This is a genomic window from Aureliella helgolandensis (assembly GCF_007752135.1).
Taxonomy (GTDB): domain Bacteria; phylum Planctomycetota; class Planctomycetia; order Pirellulales; family Pirellulaceae; genus Aureliella; species Aureliella helgolandensis.
This window is the reverse complement of sequence record NZ_CP036298.1, coordinates 5,528,406-5,546,292: the sequence shown is the minus strand read 5'-3', so window position 1 is coordinate 5,546,292 and position 17,887 is coordinate 5,528,406. Positions and strand designations below refer to the sequence as shown.

General features: G+C 53.0%; 17 protein-coding genes and 1 pseudogene. 8 read left to right on the top strand and 10 right to left on the bottom strand.

Features of this window, described 5'->3' with window-relative positions; translation table 11 throughout:
* The first annotated feature begins 235 nt into the window (after positions 1–235).
* Entirely contained in the window at positions 236–2,050 is a 1,815-nt protein-coding gene (locus Q31a_RS19355) for a TROVE domain-containing protein (protein WP_231690838.1), read from the top strand.
* Positions 2,051–2,155: 105 nt separating this feature from the next.
* On the opposite strand, the gene Q31a_RS19350 is transcribed toward Q31a_RS19355, so the two are convergent.
* Positions 2,156–3,496 carry a hypothetical protein gene (locus Q31a_RS19350; protein WP_145081635.1) on the bottom strand — a complete coding sequence of 447 codons (1,341 nt, stop codon included), beginning with the start codon at positions 3,494–3,496 and terminating at the stop codon, positions 2,156–2,158.
* Between the two features lie 36 nt (positions 3,497–3,532).
* Positions 3,533–4,036, bottom strand: coding sequence for an RNA polymerase sigma factor (locus Q31a_RS19345; protein ID WP_145081632.1), 504 nt, complete (start codon positions 4,034–4,036; stop codon positions 3,533–3,535).
* Between the two features lie 117 nt (positions 4,037–4,153).
* Between Q31a_RS19345 and Q31a_RS19340 the strand changes: the two genes are divergently transcribed.
* Complete coding sequence (locus tag Q31a_RS19340) at positions 4,154–4,570, top strand: hypothetical protein (RefSeq protein WP_145081629.1); 417 nt, start codon at positions 4,154–4,156, stop codon at positions 4,568–4,570.
* A gap of 294 nt (positions 4,571–4,864) precedes the next feature.
* Complete coding sequence (tuf, locus tag Q31a_RS19335) at positions 4,865–6,046, top strand: elongation factor Tu (RefSeq protein ID WP_145081626.1); 1,182 nt, start codon at positions 4,865–4,867, stop codon at positions 6,044–6,046.
* A gap of 110 nt (positions 6,047–6,156) precedes the next feature.
* Here tuf and Q31a_RS19330 read toward each other — a convergent pair whose 3' ends face one another.
* The 5 genes from Q31a_RS19330 to Q31a_RS19310 form a co-directional block, all read right to left on the bottom strand.
* Complete coding sequence (locus Q31a_RS19330; RefSeq protein WP_145081622.1) at positions 6,157–6,600, bottom strand: type II toxin-antitoxin system VapC family toxin; 444 nt, start codon at positions 6,598–6,600, stop codon at positions 6,157–6,159.
* On the bottom strand, positions 6,597–6,848 hold the full coding sequence (locus Q31a_RS19325; RefSeq protein WP_145081619.1) for a hypothetical protein: 252 nt from the start codon (positions 6,846–6,848) through the stop codon (positions 6,597–6,599). Before Q31a_RS19325 ends, Q31a_RS19330 begins: the two co-directional genes overlap by 4 nt.
* Positions 6,849–7,217: 369 nt before the next feature.
* Positions 7,218–7,715 carry a GNAT family N-acetyltransferase gene (locus Q31a_RS19320; RefSeq protein WP_145081617.1) on the bottom strand — a complete coding sequence of 166 codons (498 nt, stop codon included), beginning with the start codon at positions 7,713–7,715 and terminating at the stop codon, positions 7,218–7,220.
* Positions 7,712–8,002: a type II toxin-antitoxin system TacA family antitoxin gene (locus tag Q31a_RS19315; RefSeq protein WP_145081614.1), complete on the bottom strand. Its 291-nt coding sequence runs from the start codon at positions 8,000–8,002 to the stop codon at positions 7,712–7,714. Before Q31a_RS19315 ends, Q31a_RS19320 begins: the two co-directional genes overlap by 4 nt.
* A gap of 602 nt (positions 8,003–8,604) precedes the next feature.
* On the bottom strand, positions 8,605–9,282 hold the full coding sequence (locus tag Q31a_RS19310; RefSeq protein ID WP_145081610.1) for a DUF6998 domain-containing protein: 678 nt from the start codon (positions 9,280–9,282) through the stop codon (positions 8,605–8,607).
* A gap of 332 nt (positions 9,283–9,614) precedes the next feature.
* Between Q31a_RS19310 and Q31a_RS19305 the strand changes: the two genes are divergently transcribed.
* From Q31a_RS19305 to Q31a_RS19290, 4 genes and pseudogenes are all read left to right on the top strand, one after another.
* Positions 9,615–9,878: a hypothetical protein gene (locus Q31a_RS19305; protein ID WP_145081605.1), complete on the top strand. Its 264-nt coding sequence runs from the start codon at positions 9,615–9,617 to the stop codon at positions 9,876–9,878.
* Positions 9,879–9,983: 105 nt separating this feature from the next.
* Positions 9,984–10,355 (top strand): hypothetical protein, encoded by a 372-nt coding sequence (locus tag Q31a_RS19300; RefSeq protein ID WP_145081602.1) that lies wholly within the window; start codon positions 9,984–9,986, stop codon positions 10,353–10,355.
* Between the two features lie 808 nt (positions 10,356–11,163).
* The gene (locus Q31a_RS19295) at positions 11,164–11,841 is read left to right on the top strand and encodes a hypothetical protein (RefSeq protein ID WP_145081593.1); all 678 of its coding nucleotides are present in this window, start codon (positions 11,164–11,166) and stop codon (positions 11,839–11,841) included.
* 306 nt (positions 11,842–12,147) lie between these two features.
* Positions 12,148–12,650: pseudogene (locus tag Q31a_RS19290) on the top strand (transposase); the annotation flags it as partial.
* Positions 12,651–12,745: 95 nt separating this feature from the next.
* On the opposite strand, the gene Q31a_RS19285 reads toward Q31a_RS19290, so the two are convergent.
* Genes Q31a_RS19285 through Q31a_RS19275 form a run of 3 tightly spaced genes read right to left on the bottom strand, consistent with a single transcriptional unit; the run spans position 12,746 to position 16,715 of the window.
* Positions 12,746–15,361: a S8 family peptidase gene (locus tag Q31a_RS19285; protein WP_145081590.1), complete on the bottom strand. Its 2,616-nt coding sequence runs from the start codon at positions 15,359–15,361 to the stop codon at positions 12,746–12,748.
* Between the two features lie 17 nt (positions 15,362–15,378).
* Entirely contained in the window at positions 15,379–16,371 is a 993-nt protein-coding gene (locus Q31a_RS19280; protein WP_145081587.1) for an AAA family ATPase, read from the bottom strand.
* A complete protein-coding gene (locus tag Q31a_RS19275) occupies positions 16,368–16,715 on the bottom strand; it encodes an HTH domain-containing protein (protein ID WP_145081584.1) in 348 nt (115 codons plus the stop codon). Before Q31a_RS19275 ends, Q31a_RS19280 begins: the two co-directional genes overlap by 4 nt.
* A 645-nt stretch (positions 16,716–17,360) precedes the next feature.
* Between Q31a_RS19275 and Q31a_RS19270 the strand changes: the two genes are divergently transcribed.
* Positions 17,361–17,810 carry a winged helix-turn-helix domain-containing protein gene (locus Q31a_RS19270; protein WP_145081581.1) on the top strand — a complete coding sequence of 150 codons (450 nt, stop codon included), beginning with the start codon at positions 17,361–17,363 and terminating at the stop codon, positions 17,808–17,810.
* The last annotated feature ends 77 nt before the right edge of the window (positions 17,811–17,887 follow it).

Genomic DNA, 17,887 nt, shown 5'->3' with positions numbered 1-17,887 from the left:
CGGAGTACATCCCCACCCTTTAGCCGCGATAGCGGGAGCTATCAATTGACGCACGTCGTCATGGCGCTCTGGTCACACTTCGTCAGTCGCTTTTCTGTGAACCTTGATGATGAAAGCGAGTCTCTATTCGCATAGATACAAACAAATGAAATAGGGGAAGCGGACGAAGCGTAGTGCTTCGATCTACTTTGCGATTCTCGTTCGACTGCCAGTTGGGATTACATCTTTGCTTAAGATGGCGAAAGCCTTTCTCAACTACCCTTCGTCGAACAGTTTTTTGAGCGACGAGGCGCTAGCCGTCGGTTCTTCAGGCGTTGTATTGCCAGAACCGGCCGCTAGCGCATTGCCGCTCAGTCTGGACGAATCCATGGCTAACATGTCACTATTCTCAAGCAAGTCTTCGCGGCTGCCACGCGCCGACACTGTCAACGAAGCAGGTGGTCGAGCCTACACGCTCGAACCGAAGCAGGCGCTGGCCCAAGTTGCCGCAACCGGTACGTTTGGCGATGCCTACTACTCAACTGCGGGAACGCAGCTCGGAGAAGTGCTGAAGTTGATCGATACCATCGACGACGACCAGTACCTGGCCAAGCTGGCTGTGTACGCTCGGCAGAAGGCAGCCATGAAGGACATGCCAGCCGCGTTGCTGGTCGCCCTTTCGGTCCGCAACACAGAACTGATGCATCGAGTGTTCGATCGCGTAGTCGACAACGGACGCGTGCTGCGAACCACGTTCCAGATGATCCGCTCTGGCCAGTTCAAGAACCGAGCTGGAATTGCGCGAACGGGACTTTCGAGCTCCGTGCAGCGTGCCTTCCAGCGATGGTTGAACGAAGCCTCAGTCGCAAAGTTACTGTCGGCGTCTATCGGCAACGAGCCGAGCCTGCGCGATATCCTGCGTATGGCTCGTCCGACTCCGAAGGACGACGAGCGTCGAGCGCTGTTCGGTTGGTTGACGGATAAGGCCATCGAAAAGTGGACTCCTGCCGGCGAGGCCAACTTGCCAGCCGAGGTGCAAGCAATAGCAGCCTACCGCGCAGCCACAGACGAAGCGACTCAGTTGCTCGTTATGGGGGAACTAGCGGGTGTCCGCTGGGACTTGCTCGCCGATGCTGCCAAGGGGCCGAGCGTGTGGGCTGCGATCGCTCGTAAGATGGGACCGCAGGCACTACGCATGAACTTGAACACTCTGCTACGTCACGATGTGTTTGAACGTAGCTCGGTGGTCCCCACCGAAGATCACGGCGGGGGACCGCCGTGCCACAATATGGTCGACTATGTTGCCGATCGCATCGCCGACGCTGCTGAAGTGGCTCGCTCACGTCAGTTCCCATACCAGTACTTTGCTGCGTATGTGAACACTGACGACCAGATGCCAGCCAAGATCAAGGCCGCTTTGCACAAGGCAGCCGAGATCGCGTGCGGAAACGTGCCTGAATTACCTGGTCCGGTCCTAATCGGTCTGGATACGTCAGGTTCGATGGGATGCGCCGTTACGGGTAACCGTGGCCGTGGAGCTACTTCGAAGATGCGCTGCGTCGACGTCGCCGCCTTGTTCGCCGCAGCCATCCTGCGTCGCAACCCGGACAGCGTTGTCATTCCGTTCGACACTCAAGCTTACGATGTGCGCATCGCTCCAAGCGATTCGATCCTCAGCATCGCCGAGCGACTGAGCAAGTACGGAGGCGGTGGAACCAACTGTGCTCTACCTTTAGAAGCTGCCAATGTGCTGCACCGCGAACGCAAGTTTGCGGGAGTTGTACTGGTCAGCGACAACGAGAGTTGGGTTGGAACGGGCCGTCACGGATCGACTGGTGTAATGACGGCGTGGGAAGCCTTCGTAGCCAACCAACGCAAGTTGGCCGGCCGCGACGCGAACACAAAGCTTGTTTGCATCGACATCCAGCCGTATCAAACAACGCAAGCTTGCGAGCGAGCTGACATCATGAACATCGGTGGCTTCAGTGACGCCGTGTTCAACGTCATCAGTGCGTTCCTCGCTGACAACAACCAGCGTTTCGTCGCCGAAGTTGAAGCGATCGAGCTATAATCGCGAGTTAGACCCCGGTTCAACCGCTGTATAATTGAACTCAACCCCCGCGGGTCGCATTCTCGACTCGCGGGTGTTTTATCGATCGCGATCGAATGCTATTGCTTACTGTTGCTTAGCGATATTCGGCTTGCCTAGCGTGATGTTTACACACTTGTCGTTTTCGAAGACTACGTCCATTCCACTCAAGAGCCATCGGTCGTCGGCTTGCTTCCAGTTTCTACTAGCCGATTCGTCTTTTTCGAGCACGGACTTGACTTCGTTCTTAGACATTCCGATCTTGATTCCGTGGGACGTCATTCCACCGAATCGATTCCATGTCAACCGCTTTTCATAACATCTAATCCACTCGACTCCCTCGATTGATGAGACGTCTATTTGCAATCCTAACGACCGATATTGCATAACGCCAACTATCTGCGGTGGATCGGCCGGTACGAGTTGCATTGGCAGCTTAAGTTGTCCTTTCTCATCAAGCTCTGCGACCAAAGTAGGTTTTGATTCAAATGAGTCAGGATCCCCGAGTTGATTTCGCACCTCCTGTAGACTCATCCCGAAACGAACTGGACCGACCCCTTTGCCAATAGTCAAAATTAGACTGTCTGATGATACGATTGGGTCATGTCTCTCAATTCGTTCGACGCCATATCCGTTCGGAGGAAGTATTGCAAAGCTGGAATCAGGTAAGCTGACGTTGAACTGAAAGTTCGTTGCTACTTCACGAATCGGTTTATCGTGTTGACTCTTGCCACGATCCAACTCGATCTTCATAGGCAAGTTCGTTTTAGCGTCAACTATAACAGTTGCAACACTTCCATCCCAAACAGTCTTGAACTCTTTTGCAGGTTTGCCGTCGTTTGACACCGTGCGCATAGTGGTAGAAGGCAATGGTTCCAGATTTAGCAATGCGCCGAACACTCCGGCAAGTTTCTCCTGTATCGCAGCCATATCATAAACAGGTTGAATCGTAACAGCCCGATTCGCATCATCCACTATCATATATTCTTCTTTAGCCACGTTGAGGATATGGGAGACAAGCCCGCTATCCATTCGAACGTCGCCTGCCTGTGCGTACGAAATGTGGTATTTTCCCGTTACTTCTTCGCCGGAATACGACTTCATCTCAAACACTAATGAGTTCAGGTCGCGAATCGCTTCTTGCATTTGTGCAAAAGCCCTTTGACTTGTGCTCTCCCAAGGAAGCACTGAGAACCCTCCAATAACAATTGCGAACACCACCCCGACCGCTAGAACCAAGCGGCGGTTAGAAAACGTACTACTCCTTCGTTTCAAAAAATTCGATGCCAACCCGATGTGCTGTCGACTTGCACTCTCAACGGGAAAGGCAACGCTTGGGTTTGTGAATTCTGGGATAGACTGCTGCTTAAATTGCTGAACAGCCATTTCGAGTATTTCATCGCCTTGATTGAATTCTTGACGGACCATTGTTGGCAGCCCCCTGCGTTAAAAGATTAAAAATTGTCAGACGTTGCGACCATCATGCCAATCGATGAGAGCTTGGCTTAAGTGCTTGCGAGCTCGATGAACTAACATTCCGACGTGCTGAGTCTCAAGCCCCATTACTTCGGCTGCTTCACGATACTTCAGTCCCTCTACGCAGCAGAGCCAGAAGCATTCCGCCTGCTCCACAGAAAGCGAAGAAAGCTCACATCGGACAGTCTCCAAAAGTTCATTTAGTCGTTGCGTATCGCGAGCACTGTCGCATGTGATTCCGTCAACATTTCGGTTTGCGGCGATCTTCGGCAGAGCTTTCAACTTTCGCAATGAATCCAAAGCGCGATGGACTGCTAGCCACCGCAATAGCCCCGGCATGTTATTGATGCTACGCGTAAGAGATCGTTGAAAGGCCTCAAGGAAAACATCTTGGTAGCAGTCCGTGATATCCTCGGAATTCCGAAGAATCCTGCCAATGGCGTTCCAGACCATTGGACCGTGATTTCTTCGAATCTCATCCCAGTCGTGCATCGAAAAGCTCCAAGTATCGCGCTGTCACGTGTGCTCCAACAATAATGACGTACAGGAAGGCGAGTTTATAACAGTCGATGCCGGATTTCTTTCAGACCCTCGAAAATCGCAAGTTAAGTGCAAACGTCTTTCCTAGCGGCGTTGAACATGGTTTCGGCTAACGGTATGCCACAGCTTCCGTTGAACTCTCCAATCCGCCTCCAACGCTATCTCCTGAAGCTTTCTAAGGGACTTCCCGTCTCGGCCGATCGCAAGTCGAGCTACCTAAACGCCTCCTTAGCGAATCCGTCCTATGGACTCCCTCCCCGCGACTCCTTCCAAATCGAATCACAGCCAATCGGTTTCGCTAGCATTTCACCTTCGCGTGACACATTAGGTCACGGGGGCTGGAGATCGTCAGAAATATTCTGTTATTCTGTCGAAGGCAATGAATTGGCTGACAAGGTTGTGGCAAGATCTTGTGTCGGCGAGACCGATTTCCCTCCAATCTCGAAATCTCAGCGCGAACCGATGCATCTGCGACTTGTCTATTGAGTCCTACAGGAGAATGCAAAGGCATGAATCATTTCAACAACAGCCAATCAAACTCAAACGACTCATCAGACGACTGGTGAGGCGGTGGGGGGATGTTGTTGCAGTACAAAACAGATTACCCAAGCCCGCCTGGTCACCTGATTAGGCGGGCTTTTTTCGTTGATCCACTTGTTCCTTTCCGTTTGACATGCCGGCTGCTCTGGCGCTGCGAGTGCACAAAAAGGTTGCGGAGGCTGCTCACCTTCGCGATTGGCCAGCGGGTGTGTATTTCCTCGACAAAGGAGGTTTAGAGCTATGGTTACTAAAATGAACGTCAACGTCGGAACCATCGGTCACATCGACCACGGTAAAACGACACTTACGGCAGCATTGCTGCGCGTCCAGGCAGCCAAGGGCTTGGCCAAGGTGAAGTCGTATCAAGACATCGCCAAGGGAGGCATTGTTCGCGACAAGAACAAGACTGTTACGATCCTGGCTTCGCACGTCAAGTACGAAACCGAGAGCCGAATGTACGCGCACATCGACTGTCCTGGTCACGCCGACTATATCAAGAACATGATTACCGGCGCGGCTCAGATGGACGGCGCGGTGCTCTTGGTCTCGGCCGCTGATGGACCGATGCCGCAGACTCGCGAACACATCCTGTTGGCGCGTCAAGTTGGCGTGCCCTACTTGGTCGTGTTCATGAACAAGTGCGACTTGGTCGAAGACCCTGAGCTGCTGGAGCTAGTTGAACTCGACTTGCGAGAAATGCTCACGCAGTACGGTTACGCTGGCGCGGAAGTGCCTGTGATCCGCGGCTCAGCCAAGTTGGCTCACGACAACCCGACCGACGCGGACTCGATCGCCTGTATCAACGAGCTGCTACAGGCACTAGATACGACGATTGCCGATCCGGTGCGACAGATCGACAAGCCCTTTCTCATGCCTATTGAGAACGTGTTTTCGATCGCCGGCCGCGGTACTGTTGTGACGGGCAAGATCGAGCAAGGCATTGTCCGTTCCGGCGACGCCATCGAGATCATCGGCTTGACCGATCAGACAGTCAGTGACGTCGTCACTCAAGTCGAATCGTTCGCCGAAATCCTCGAGTCCGGTCGAGCAGGTGATAACGTTGGTTGTTTGCTTCGCAAGACTGCTCACGACGAAGTCCACAAAGGCCAAGTGCTCGCCGCACGTGGCTCAGTAACACCTCGTCGCCAGTTCGAAGCGGAAGTCTACGTGCTCAAGAAGGAAGAAGGCGGACGTCACACTCCGTTCTTCGACGGCTACACGCCGCAATTCTTCTTCCGCACCACGAACGTCACCGGCAAGACCCACGTCATCGGCGACGTCCAAATGGCCATGCCCGGCGACGGCGTGCAGTTGCAAGTCAACTTGCTACAACCCATCGCCCTAAGCACCGGCGACCACTTCGCCATCCGCGAAGGCGGCAAGACAGTAGGCTCCGGCGTCGTTACCAAAATAACCGCCTAGCCCAAATACAGACGCCCGCGAGTTGATGATTCAGCTCGCGGGCGTTCTCTACTACACCAAGCAGCCCGCGGTCAACTCCTACTACCAATAGCAGTGGGGGCGGTGGCGTACTACGGACACACTTCGTCGGGTGCGAAGACTGTGATGTTTGGAAAACCGGCAAAATCCGACTTATTGAAGGTGACAATCTGGTGTAGTCCGTGTCGTTGCATCGCTGCAACCAAGCGCGCATCGTGGGCACGTTTGCCACAAATGGCGAGGTCGGTCACATCCGCGAGCCAATTGGCAAAGATCCCCCGCTCATCTCTAAGTAAGGCAATTGACTTCAGAAACTCGTCGATTGCCTGCCGGGCTTCGGCAGGTGTAAGGCCAAGGCCGTTCTGCGCAGTTGGACGCGTAGCAACTACCCAATACTCATAGAGCACTTGGGGAACGATTGCAGGTTGATCACCGCGATGGCGAATTTCGAGGACTGCTGAGACTGCATCGGGGTGTGTGGGATGCGACGCTACTGCGAGTCGAAGCAAGACATTGGTGTCGAGCAGTACCTTCACTCGCCCCTACCTTCGTAAATAGATTCGCGGCTATCATCAAAAGTGGCTGGAACTTTAGAGTGGAGCTCCCGGAGTCGATTAAGGCTCGCTTCAAATTGCTCGTTGGAAATCGACGGCTCGCCTGCTAATTCGAGGTCTGAAACACGAAGAGTCTGCAAAACGTAGGTGGGAATGTCCAGCCCAGCCTGTTCGGCGCGTTTTTTGATTATCGCTTCCAGGTCAGCCGGAAGATTGAGTACTAGATTCATGGGTTACCTCCTGCGTAGTAACGCTGTAGTCATTATAGCACCGCCAAGGTAAAGTAGCCAAAGCTTCATTCTGCTTGGGATTACGCCACTCAACAAGTGATCTCAGGAGTTTGGGCTTTCAGGTACTGGTCCCGCACAGGAACGACGCGGAACACGATTTTCGTTTCGTGAAACCGGATGGCTCGGACTGCTCTGCCGACAATGTGCGAGAGGTGCAGCAGGTGGCCAAATTCTTCGGCAGTTAGCTCGCGGATGGAAGGCCGGTATCGCCAGTTCCGTCTCATAAATTACCTTTCATTTAGTAACTTGCTTAGTTTAGGAGCAAGCCGGAAACACAAACGGCGTGTCCGGGTAAACAGAGTGATGAACTTACAGCTTTTCAGCAGTGGCCATGGGCAGGAACATTCGATGGGGCATTCGTGGAAGTGATATAAAGCCGAACTTTGAATAGAAATTGGACGCAGCCTCGCCTTTGGAATCGACGACAATTACACTGGCCGCGATTTCGGATGAGACGCGAACACAGCGATTTAACGCGTCGGCAAGCAACAATGAACCGGTTCCCGGAAACGCAACATCTCGTGCTAGGCGACCAATCAGAATTGCAGATACTTCGGGATAACGTGGCAGGCGTTTGGTCAGTTCCTGGGGAAGCGCTGAGAGCTCTATCGAAGTTGAACAGAGTGTGTAAAAGCCGGCGACACGAGACGGTTCGGAACTTGGCGACAATACGAACACTGCTGCCGCTTTGCGCTTGACATCTTGACTAGCAATTTTGGCAAGATAGTTATTGAGAACGGCGATGCCACAATCAAATGCTTGCTTATCATGTTTCTTGCTGAGCGGCTCGCATACGAAATCGCTCATTTGCTTTCGACTCGCTTGCTGTGCTCAGCCAATGCACCGCGGAGCTTCTTATTTGGCCGCTTAGGCGACAGAAGAGCATCCACCAAGACGCGGCTCTGCTCCTTATCCAGGTGTATACGCTCGTATTCTTCGACCACCTTTTTGGCAGCAACCTCCACGTGCGCAACAACAAAGTCCGATACCGTCCTCCCTGAATAAGCCGCAGCTCGCTCGATCAGGTCCTTTTGCTCCTGGGAAACACGTGTTTCCAACCTTGCTGACTTAGTTGATGTATTAGCAGTTGCCATATGATTGCTCCTTTTCATTACCAGCAATTGTACGGCATATGTACGTACATTGCAAGCTTCGCTTCGGAGGCTTGTACGCAGCCAGAACGACGCCGATTTGTGGGGCAAAAATGGGGCAGTATTGGCAATTCAAGCCCAATACAGGCTCAATACGACGGCCCTAGCAAAATGCTACAAATCGCATAAAATGCAAGGAAATCAACACAAAATCAGCGTTTGCCCAACGCAAGTCCAAAGTGGAATGGCTACCTTCGAGTCCTACCGGAGGAGCTTGTTTTCGCTGCGGAATAGCGACGACAACCTAGTTAACTCAAGACGCCGAGAGCATTTCGCCTCGGCGTTTTGCATTTCTATAGTGGTTTTTGCAAGGTTTTCTCACAACCTGCTATTCAGAGAACCCGTCCCTGCGGTTTTAGCGCGCTGCTCATCGGTCGAGCTGGACCCAATCTGGCCCAAAATGCTCGCGCTCTCTGCTCTCCCGGACGAATCGGGTTAACAAGCAGGTTCGCTTCGGTGTCCGGAACGAACCCTTCGTGGAAAACTGCTTGGTTTTCCCGGCGACTCTCAGTTATTGGTGTACGCACAGGGCATCGCCCGAGGCCCTATGTCGCATTAAGTTGGGTAATACTCCTTATTACTAGGCTACCGAGCGAACGGGTGTTGAGCGCATTTCCGTTTGTGTTTATCAACGCAATGTTGAGGTGCATTGCGAGTCTCCGCAAGGCTGGCTTTACTGGCAAAATCGGCCTTCCAGCAAGTTCAACTTGGATCGTGCCCGTTTCTAGTTCTCGGACCGTGTATCCTTCAAAAGAGACCTCTTTCACCGTTCCAACCTCAATAGGTCTAATAGCTGGCCTGATCAGCTTGCTCAGCGCCAAGTCGCGTTTCCCATCTCTCTCCGCAGCCATCAGTCCGATGGCTTCGCTCACTGATGCATCGAGGAGAGTTTCGATTTGCATTTCCTCGGTGTTTATTCGCAATATGATGACTCGGTCAAGATCACCAATGGTTCTGGCGTTAAACGAGATATGCCCTGATGTACCGGACATTGCCGTCGTTTTTACGGAGATTCGCTCGCCATTAGAACTGACGACATCGTAGCCCTTCTGATTGACTTCGGTAGCCATCTGGCCATTCGTGATGAGCGCTGCATAAAGTTCCCCAATCCTCCCGCACAAGTGCCGAAGTTCCGTGGCTGGCACTCCCCAATTAAGCTCCCGTTCAAACCAACCCATCGCTTCGCCAAGGGATTGAATGATTTGCATTTGTGTGAGTGCCATTAGAAACTCATTCTTAGCGTTGAGGATAGCCTGGTTTTGATCATGACCAAGGGAAGCTGGTCAAGGCTTCAGCTACTCTCGAATACGGTTCCTCGAATTTCTTCAAGAGGGAACCGACTGTACGTCGAATCTCCTCACCGCGTCACACTATAGGGTTAAGGATTAAGGGCAGCAAATGGGGGACGGTTCGGCATCGATCCAATGCAATTTAGCAGAAGTGTTGCTTGAATTCGACGGCACCGTGGCTGCCAATAGATACTGGAAGGCTAGATCAATTTCCGCGCTAGTTTTCCGGCACCCGAACTGCCGGCCGTGCTGTTATAATCGCAACCATGGTAGCTATTCGCATTCATGGCTGGCGAGACGGGGACGGTTGGACTCAGGGCACTGGTTGGGAAGTGCGCGACCTTGCCAAGCGACTCGCCCGTGTCACCGGTTTAAAGAAGCCTGAATGCGAATCACTATCAAAGCAAACCCTACGGGATCGCGACTGCTGTGAGATTCCTCTGGCAAAAGTAAAGGATCGTTACGGTGCTAGTCTGCTCAGAAGTTTTTTGGAGCCGTTCGGCGCTGACACGACTGTCGAAGAAATCTAGCCGCTGGACCCACCGTCACGGTTGAACAATACCGACGGCAACTTGCAGCCTTCGCGTATCAACATTACCTGGAACCGTCCATTCCATGCCAACGGCTCGATTACCATGAACACGAACCCCTACCACCCACCAGAGGCTGACACTATTCACGCCGTGCCGCGCTTTCAATTGCGCCGCAAGTTTGGAACAGGAGTCTTCGTCATCGGTATAGTAACGCTTGCTTATGGTGCGGTCGCATTTTGGATCATTCCATCGCTTCCACCAAACGAGTTGTCTACCGGGCGTTTCAACAGCCTCTTCGTGCTCGGTGCCGGCATGATCATTAGCTTGTGCGGGTTGGCAATTCGAGACACAAGAGTCAAATCAAAGTCTGGCGCCAATTCTCCAGGTAGCGGCATTTCCACTAGCACCGGGCTCCTGGTGTTGTTGATAGTGGTGATTGTTTTTATCGTTGGTTTTTCGATTGCAAACCGCTGATCCTGGTGAAATCGATAATACGCAGCAATTTTGCTCCAAAGTTGTGGAAGCCTCCCCAAGTTTTAGCTCAAATCCGACGTCAGCTTAGCAGTCAACAATTGTTGGCTTGAGACGTACCGCTGCCCCATAGTGTACGCAGTAGGCTTGCCAGATTTGGAACGCTGATTGTTGCGCATTTCTCTGTCGGCCAGCTGGACTAAGTTCCTAGCCATTCCCCGCAACGTAATAATTCTTGCAGGGGAAGCCGCGAAACTCCGCCGCCTGACAGAGCAAAACAAACCACACGCTACATATCGGGCGTTGTTGCCGAAACATCATTGTGGTTTTGGGGTTAGCATTGCGGGTATGCACAGAAGGGGTTTTGCCACCGGTCATGAACTTTCCAAGAGAAATTACCGCCGCAATTCGGCGAATACATATTCTGATGCTCCTGGCTGGAGCTTTGGGGGGCTTTCTGCTTTGGAAGCTTTTGTCTCTTTTTCCACAAGCCTCTGCTTGGATTTTCATCGCGGCACTTCTTGCCGTGGCCGTTACTCTATTTTCCTGGCGGTTATTCCGGTCAAGACGAATCGAATTGCGAACTCTGGTCCTAATAGTTCCCGTATGCGTAGCGGTGATATGTTTCCCTTCAACTTATGTAGTCGAGAAATGGCGGATTACTGCCAACCTCGACCGGCCGGGAGTCTCCAACTACTCCCTTGCTCCGAATGGCTGGCTGGCAGAATCGTTTGGTGCTTGTTTTGAGTTGCTGTTTGACCATCGAGTCTCCAGCTTTTTCCAATCGGGTTTGCGATTGCTTCATTTAGATTTGAACGAACTCCAAGAGGATACTTTAACAGGCATCCCGATTGACCACCTTATGTACGTTCGCGTTTCCGCATCCAAAAAGCAGATGCTAACAAAGAATGTCATCGCCTGGCTCAACGAGATACCCGAAGACTGCGTCATTGACCTCGTATTGTTCGGACTTGTGGATGAAGACGCGGGGCTGCTTGACAACTTGGAACACGATGTTCACGGGATGTACGTGTGTGACCAAGTATTGAGTGAAAAATCGCTATCTTCAATACTCAACGTTGCTCCAAACGAACTTTGGTTCAGTGGCATTGGGTTCGTCAGGAACAACAGCTTCGTTGAGGCACCAGCGATAAACGTCGACGTGCTCAGAATTAGCAAAAACAATTTCTCAGGATCAGATATTGCAGGCCTACTGAACGCAACAAACCCTAAGACTCTGGTACTAGCTCAGGATTTAGCACCAGTGACTCCGGAGGTATTTAGATTAATCTTCTCACTTGAAAGGCTCGAGGGACTAAGCACCCAGGTTCCTTGGTTGACGACGCAACATCTAGAGTCGCTAAGCCTATCTGAAACACTTCGGTGGGCTTCGATTGAGCATTCCGGAATCCCTGAAGAGAAATTCGAAGAACTTCGGACAGCGTCGCAGACCGTCAGAATAAACGGCAAGTCAGGCCGCCCAGATTAGTGTCAAAAGCCGACCTCCGTTAAATGGTACGTAGTATTCATAAATCTCGGCGTTCATCAGCGGCGTTTACAGTGCATGATATAAGGGAGTTAGTATTCATCAAATCGACCCGCTGTACCTCGCTAGGTAGCGGGTTTTTAAGTGGCCGCGTTTACTGCGGGTTATACGAAGAATACGACCTTTGTCTTGGCCTATCCGGCCAACTCCCGACTCTCGAAGAAAGACTCTGGAAAGCCGGACGACTCCGAAATCTATCCGCAGAATGCCGAAGTGTATTGCAAAGCGGGCAAGGAGCACTTCCCCGCCTCGGCCATCCAACGCTGCTTGGTCCACAAGGAACGCAACATTCGTGGCAAGCTATCGAAGCGTCATACGGGTGAACTCGCTCGACTGTTTAGACGACTCCGTAGCGTGCAGGGCTATACCGCCGCACAAGAGGTCGTCGGCGAGCTAGAGGCATTCCTTGAGCACTCAATGCCGAGGCGTTTAAGAGCCTTCATGAAGCCGGTGAGGACCTGCTAGCCCTTCACCGACTCGAAGTGCCAAACACGCTCCATCGTTCACTGCTAAGTACCAACGCAATTGAGAACTCCTTCCAGAACACGCGTCGCCGCTTGGGCCGTGTAACACGATTCCGAGCCGACACGGATCAGGCGATTCGCTGGCTGTCGTACGCACCGCTTGAGGCCGAAAAGGGGTTCCATCGAATCGGCGGCCACAAGGAACTTCCTGAGCTGATTGCCGCCCTGGCGAGAGAACACAATTCTACACCAAAAAAGCCGGCGACGGCACGGGCCCCATCACTTTAGTTCCATCACCTGTTTGATACTTAAGACCTTTTCCAGTACCCTTTAGCCAGCGAGGCCACCACCAGTTTTAACGCAGGGGACATCCCCAATTGACGTTAAACTTCTGCTTCCACCTCTACTTCGACAACAAACTGTAGGTCCAGGACCGCAGTACGGAGCGGCTCATAGATCGGAATCTCTTGGCCGACGATCTCGAAAGTTACAGCGATTGCGTAGGATGCCGTCTCGTCGGGATCATGACTCCAGCCTTGGTGTCCACGAACGGCGATGCTGAGATCTTCTGGCAGGGCATTCGATTTGACGATGGCCCAGTCTTTTTGAACGGTCCCTCGGTTGCGTCGCACGCCGGATAGTCCATGTTGCGTCATGGGGTGCAGTGTCCACGGCAGTTCACCATTGCGGTCGCCGACTGGATCATCTTCGGTTGCCAGTGCTCGATTCAAAAATGAGCCGGCGGATTCGCCGCACTGGCTGGCAATCCAATCGAGCCAAACCGCTAGGTAGCCGCGGGGCGATCGACGGGTTCGACGTGGAGTGGCCGAGTACGAAAGCGTCACATCAATTCGGATGTCGTACTCACCACCGGGCGTTCGTAGTTCTGCTGGAATCGGGATTTGAAACACGTGGCATTGCTTGGTGCCGAGAACTTGGTCGCTCGACGTGGTGAATGTTGCACGATACTGGGTGTTTTCGGTCGCACGCGACATGTTGGGAATCCCGTATCCCAAACGACGTAGTATGTTGATCTGCTCGTGCATGGGGAGGGATTCGGCCCACGCCGGCCACTGTGCCGATTGGATGATCAGGGCGCGATAGAGCAAGCACGAATTCGTTGGCATCACAGCCGCCAAACGAGCCGCGATCCGGGCGACCTTTGGCGTGGAGTAGGAGGTGCCAACATCGTCTTGGGTGACTGCAGGTTCGCCGTGGAGCGTTGACCCGATCAGAATCGGATACGCCGACGCACATGCGGCAGGATAGGTTACGCTTGGCGGTGTTGAACCGTCGATCATATAGTCGCCGCCATACTCGACGACCTCTGGTTTGATGGTGTCCCAAATGCCATGGCCGCTGCGGCTGAACGCGGAGGGTTCACCGCCCTGTTTGGCAAGGCTCTGCCATCCGCCCGCGTTGACGGTATCGTAGGCAACCGATCCGACTGTCAACGCTTGCAGGCTCTGCGCTGGATTCGCAATGCGTGATGCGGGCTCGGACAAATAGTCGGGATAGGACTTGCCAGCGGCCAGTTGTTCGGCGACGCCTGGGTTGGGTATGGGATTGGACTGACGAATGTTGCCAACGCTTTGGAGCACCAAAATGTCACGATCGTGGCATAGCTGGTCAATCTCCGCTGCCCACGACGACATATGCAGTGTGCGTGAAGCGACGGCCGAGTTGATCGAGTGATTAAAGATTCGCGTTGGATTTTTGCCGCGATTGAAATGCGAGACGACATCACGGATTACCGCAGCCGGCAGCATCGTGAGCGGCATCTTGCAGTGTGCATCAAGTACGCGAGCATTTTGAATCCAGCAGTCTAAGTCGACGATGCCGAACTTTGGGACATTCTCGCCGTACAGAACGACGCCAGCGACGCGCGTGCCGTGTCCGCTCGGTTTGACGCAGTCAGTCACATCAGTTGGCGTAGCACCTTCGAGAAAGCACTTTGATTCGAAATCGCGAATGGCGGGCTCAAGATACAGGTGGGATTCTTGGATGCCGCTGTCAATGATGCAAACAACGGGGGCATTGGTCGATGGAGCATTGAAGGTAAGGCCGGCCGACAGGTCAGCAAGGTTGCGTGCTGCTTGCTGAGGTGTCTCAATTTCATCCGGTTCAGTGACTTCCCAAACGTAAGCGTAGTTGAGGACGAAGTCGCGGAGTCCTTTACCGCTGGTTCGGATTCTTAGCGTAAAGCTATCAGGCAGTTGGACAGACTTCGCATCGGAATTGTCCCAATTGTTGAGAACTTGAACGTTGTACGGTGCGAGCATCGCCTCGACATCGTCTAGCCGCGAATCTTTGAGTGCATCCCATCGCTCGTATGCGGCTAAGCGATCGTTTGACCAGTCGTTTTCTTTTCTTGCCCATGTTTCTGGCTTCCATCGCGGATTTCGCTTGAGCCGATTGCGAATCTGCCAATCACCGGTGCAGGCGATACTGACATCAACAACGTACTCAGCGTCATCCGCGAGCGTTGGCCACTCGCTGAGCAACTGATCGGTAAGAATGCGTCGAAGTCGTTCTTCCTGTGTCTCATCGTTGACGAGTTCATGAATCTGGGCGATGCTACCCGATCCGTACACCTCTTGCTCGAATTCATCGAACTTCTGTTGGATCAGGCTCAGATCTAAATCTTTGGAGACGACAATGACGAAGCCGTCATCGTGTTCGGAGACAATTTCAAAACTGAACTGTCGTCGAAGAATGTCCAGGTCGAACGCTGTGTCAATCTGCAATAAGAGTGGGATGCCGGGTTCGGGTGACGGCAGTCCTGCCGCGACCCGCTCGGCTTGACTTTCGTTCCAACGCTCGGCGACAGCCAACGACGACGTCCGCAAGCTCGAAGCGTGTCCGCTTCGGTTTGCCTTGTTACCTTCGGTTATCGGGTTCGGATCCATCACCACCGGCTTTCGCGGGCGAGAGTCACCCGATCCGGTCAGTACCAACGGCAAATGGTCAAAGGGCTTTTCCGACGGTGGTGGCGGCATTCGTGGACCTGTAAACGCTACTCGTTGATTCGTTTGTTCTCGTCGATGGCAGCGAGCAAGATCTGGGTGTCAACAATCTTCTTGCCTCCCAGGACGGCTGCTTTGGCTGCGTCTCGGGCTGATTTCACCACCATAGCGGCGGACGATCCGACGAGTTCCTTGATCGCTTTCTTCCAAGCAAGTTTATCATCGCACTTGACGGCTGAAAGCGTAGTACGAAGAAGTTCACTGATCTCATCTTCACCTGGAGGCGGAATCTGAAACACATCGTCGAAACGACGGAACAAGGCGTCGTCGAGCGAGTTTTCAAGGTTGGTTGTGGCAACCAGTAGTCCTGGCGCGTCGTATTCTTCCATCAATTGCAGCAGGGAATTGACGATACGTGATGCCTCGCCAATGTCGTGCGTGTTCGATCTTGACTTCGCGATAAAGTCACACTCGTCGAGAAGCAAAACGCAAGGCTGTGCTTTGGCAGAGTCGAACACTGCACGCAGATTGCTGGCAGACTCACCGAAATAGGACGACAAGAGCGCGTCGAAACGGACTTTTAGTAGTGGAAGGCCAGTGTTCCATGCCAAACGTTTAGCTCCGAGAGATTTTCCGCATCCGGGAGGACCGTAAAGCAGAATCGTCTTACGGTTTTTCAGACCGTAAGCTCCGAGGCGTTCGCGGGCGGCAAATTCTTGTTCGACACGAGCGAAGCGTTTCTCGATCTCCGGCGGCAACACCATGTGGTGCTCGAGTTCTTCACGTGGCAACAAGGTCGCGAGCAACTCTTGGTGCCGGCGACTAACAGGTAGCTGGGACAGATTTCGATCAGAACTACCGCCACCTTCCGGTCGACCGACCTGGGGACGCGGCTTGCTCATAATGCCTTCGAGCTGATTTGCCAGCCGACTGTGTCCGCTTTGACGTTCGCGATCAATGACTCGCGCCGCAAGCTGTTCGAGGTCGTCTTGTGAACCATTGGCGATGGCTCGCATGATTCGTTTGAGTAGTTCCGCATTCATGACTTCCCTGCCTTTGCGAGATTGGACGAACCCTTTTGACCACTTCCTTGCAGCCGATAACACCATTGACCGTCGATCTTGACGGACTCGATGCGGTGTCCTTGTTTTCTCAAAGCGTCGATACAACGTGAAATCGTTGCCGTCGACACATCTACTTCATCGGCAATTTGTGGCGTGGAGTATTGTCCAGCCGCAACCAATTCAAGAACAGCTTCAAGTCGCTGTTGAATTTCGATAGCTCGATGGTAGTGGGGCATGTCTTTTTCCTTTGAAGCGGGAAGTCTATCAATAAATGATAGACCACGGATACAGCGATTGCGAGCAGCGAATCGCTTTTTCGTCATGCCGAAAATCGCTGCACCGCTTCCTGTTTGCCTGCTTTTCCCAGTTGTGAATACAACTCACCCGTTGAATTTCGCGTTCCGTGATCGGACCGCGACCGGATGTGAGCAGGGGGAGATGCAGGATTGGGTGTTGGATATTGGGAGCGAGGTGCAGTAAGTTCACGATTTGGGGTAGGCGGTGGCGGCTGACTTGGCCGAGGCGGGCGAGTTCGGCTTGGGATATGACTGCTCCGGCGTTAATGAGGTGGTCGAAGTGGATGGCAAGGGCGAGCAGTTTGGTGACGCGTGTCAGCCGGTCCCGACAACCTTGTACAGCCACTCCGTCTGCCAGCTCTTTCCGCGAACGCCTACCCTATTTGAAACTTATCCCGTGCTGGGACTGGAACACGCTGTCTCCTCAATTCGTACCACAGTCTGCTTGGCCGGTGAATTGATTTCGAACCAAAAGCGATGGAAAGCATGCTGTCGTCGCCGTCGTAGGTCAAGTGATGGGGTGATAATCACGGCCCCCCCCCCCCTAACGGATGGACCTTCTTAGTCTTTGAATTCTCCAGAGGGCCAAACTTACAGAGAATTGGCTAGCCTCTCGAAGCCGGCCGTGCCAAAGTTGAATGGAAAAGGCTCAATTCCACCGAGGCACATGTGATGATTGCTGCTGAAGACCTGAAGCTGATGCGCGATGCGATTGACACACTGATCCTGGAACACCGGTCGCACTCTGAGATCCTCCAGACATTGAAAGCAACTATCGAAGCAGCACTTAGGCCACCAAACCAGGAAACTACCGACACACGCCTGAGCAGTGAGCCGCGAATCGACCAGCAGATGCTCTGCGTCTACCACGACGGCAAGTGCTGTTTTCTAGGTAATACGCTGCCCTTCAAAATTTTAGCTCGACTGATGCGCACTCCAGGCATCTATGTCCCGCATAACGTCCTACTCAAAGAACTATGGGAAGGTGTGCGGTCTGATTCTGCGATTAGAAGCGTGATCAAAACGCTTCGAATCAAGCTGCGCAAAGCCGGCCTGAACGCGGTTGCGGACCGCATCGATGGCTCGGTGCGCTGCCATTATTCCTTTCGTTGCCATCGGTAGACATCGAACTTCCCACAGAAATAACACAGTAACCTACCGCATTTTGCCACAGTTAGCAGTCAGAATTGTCATTTGTT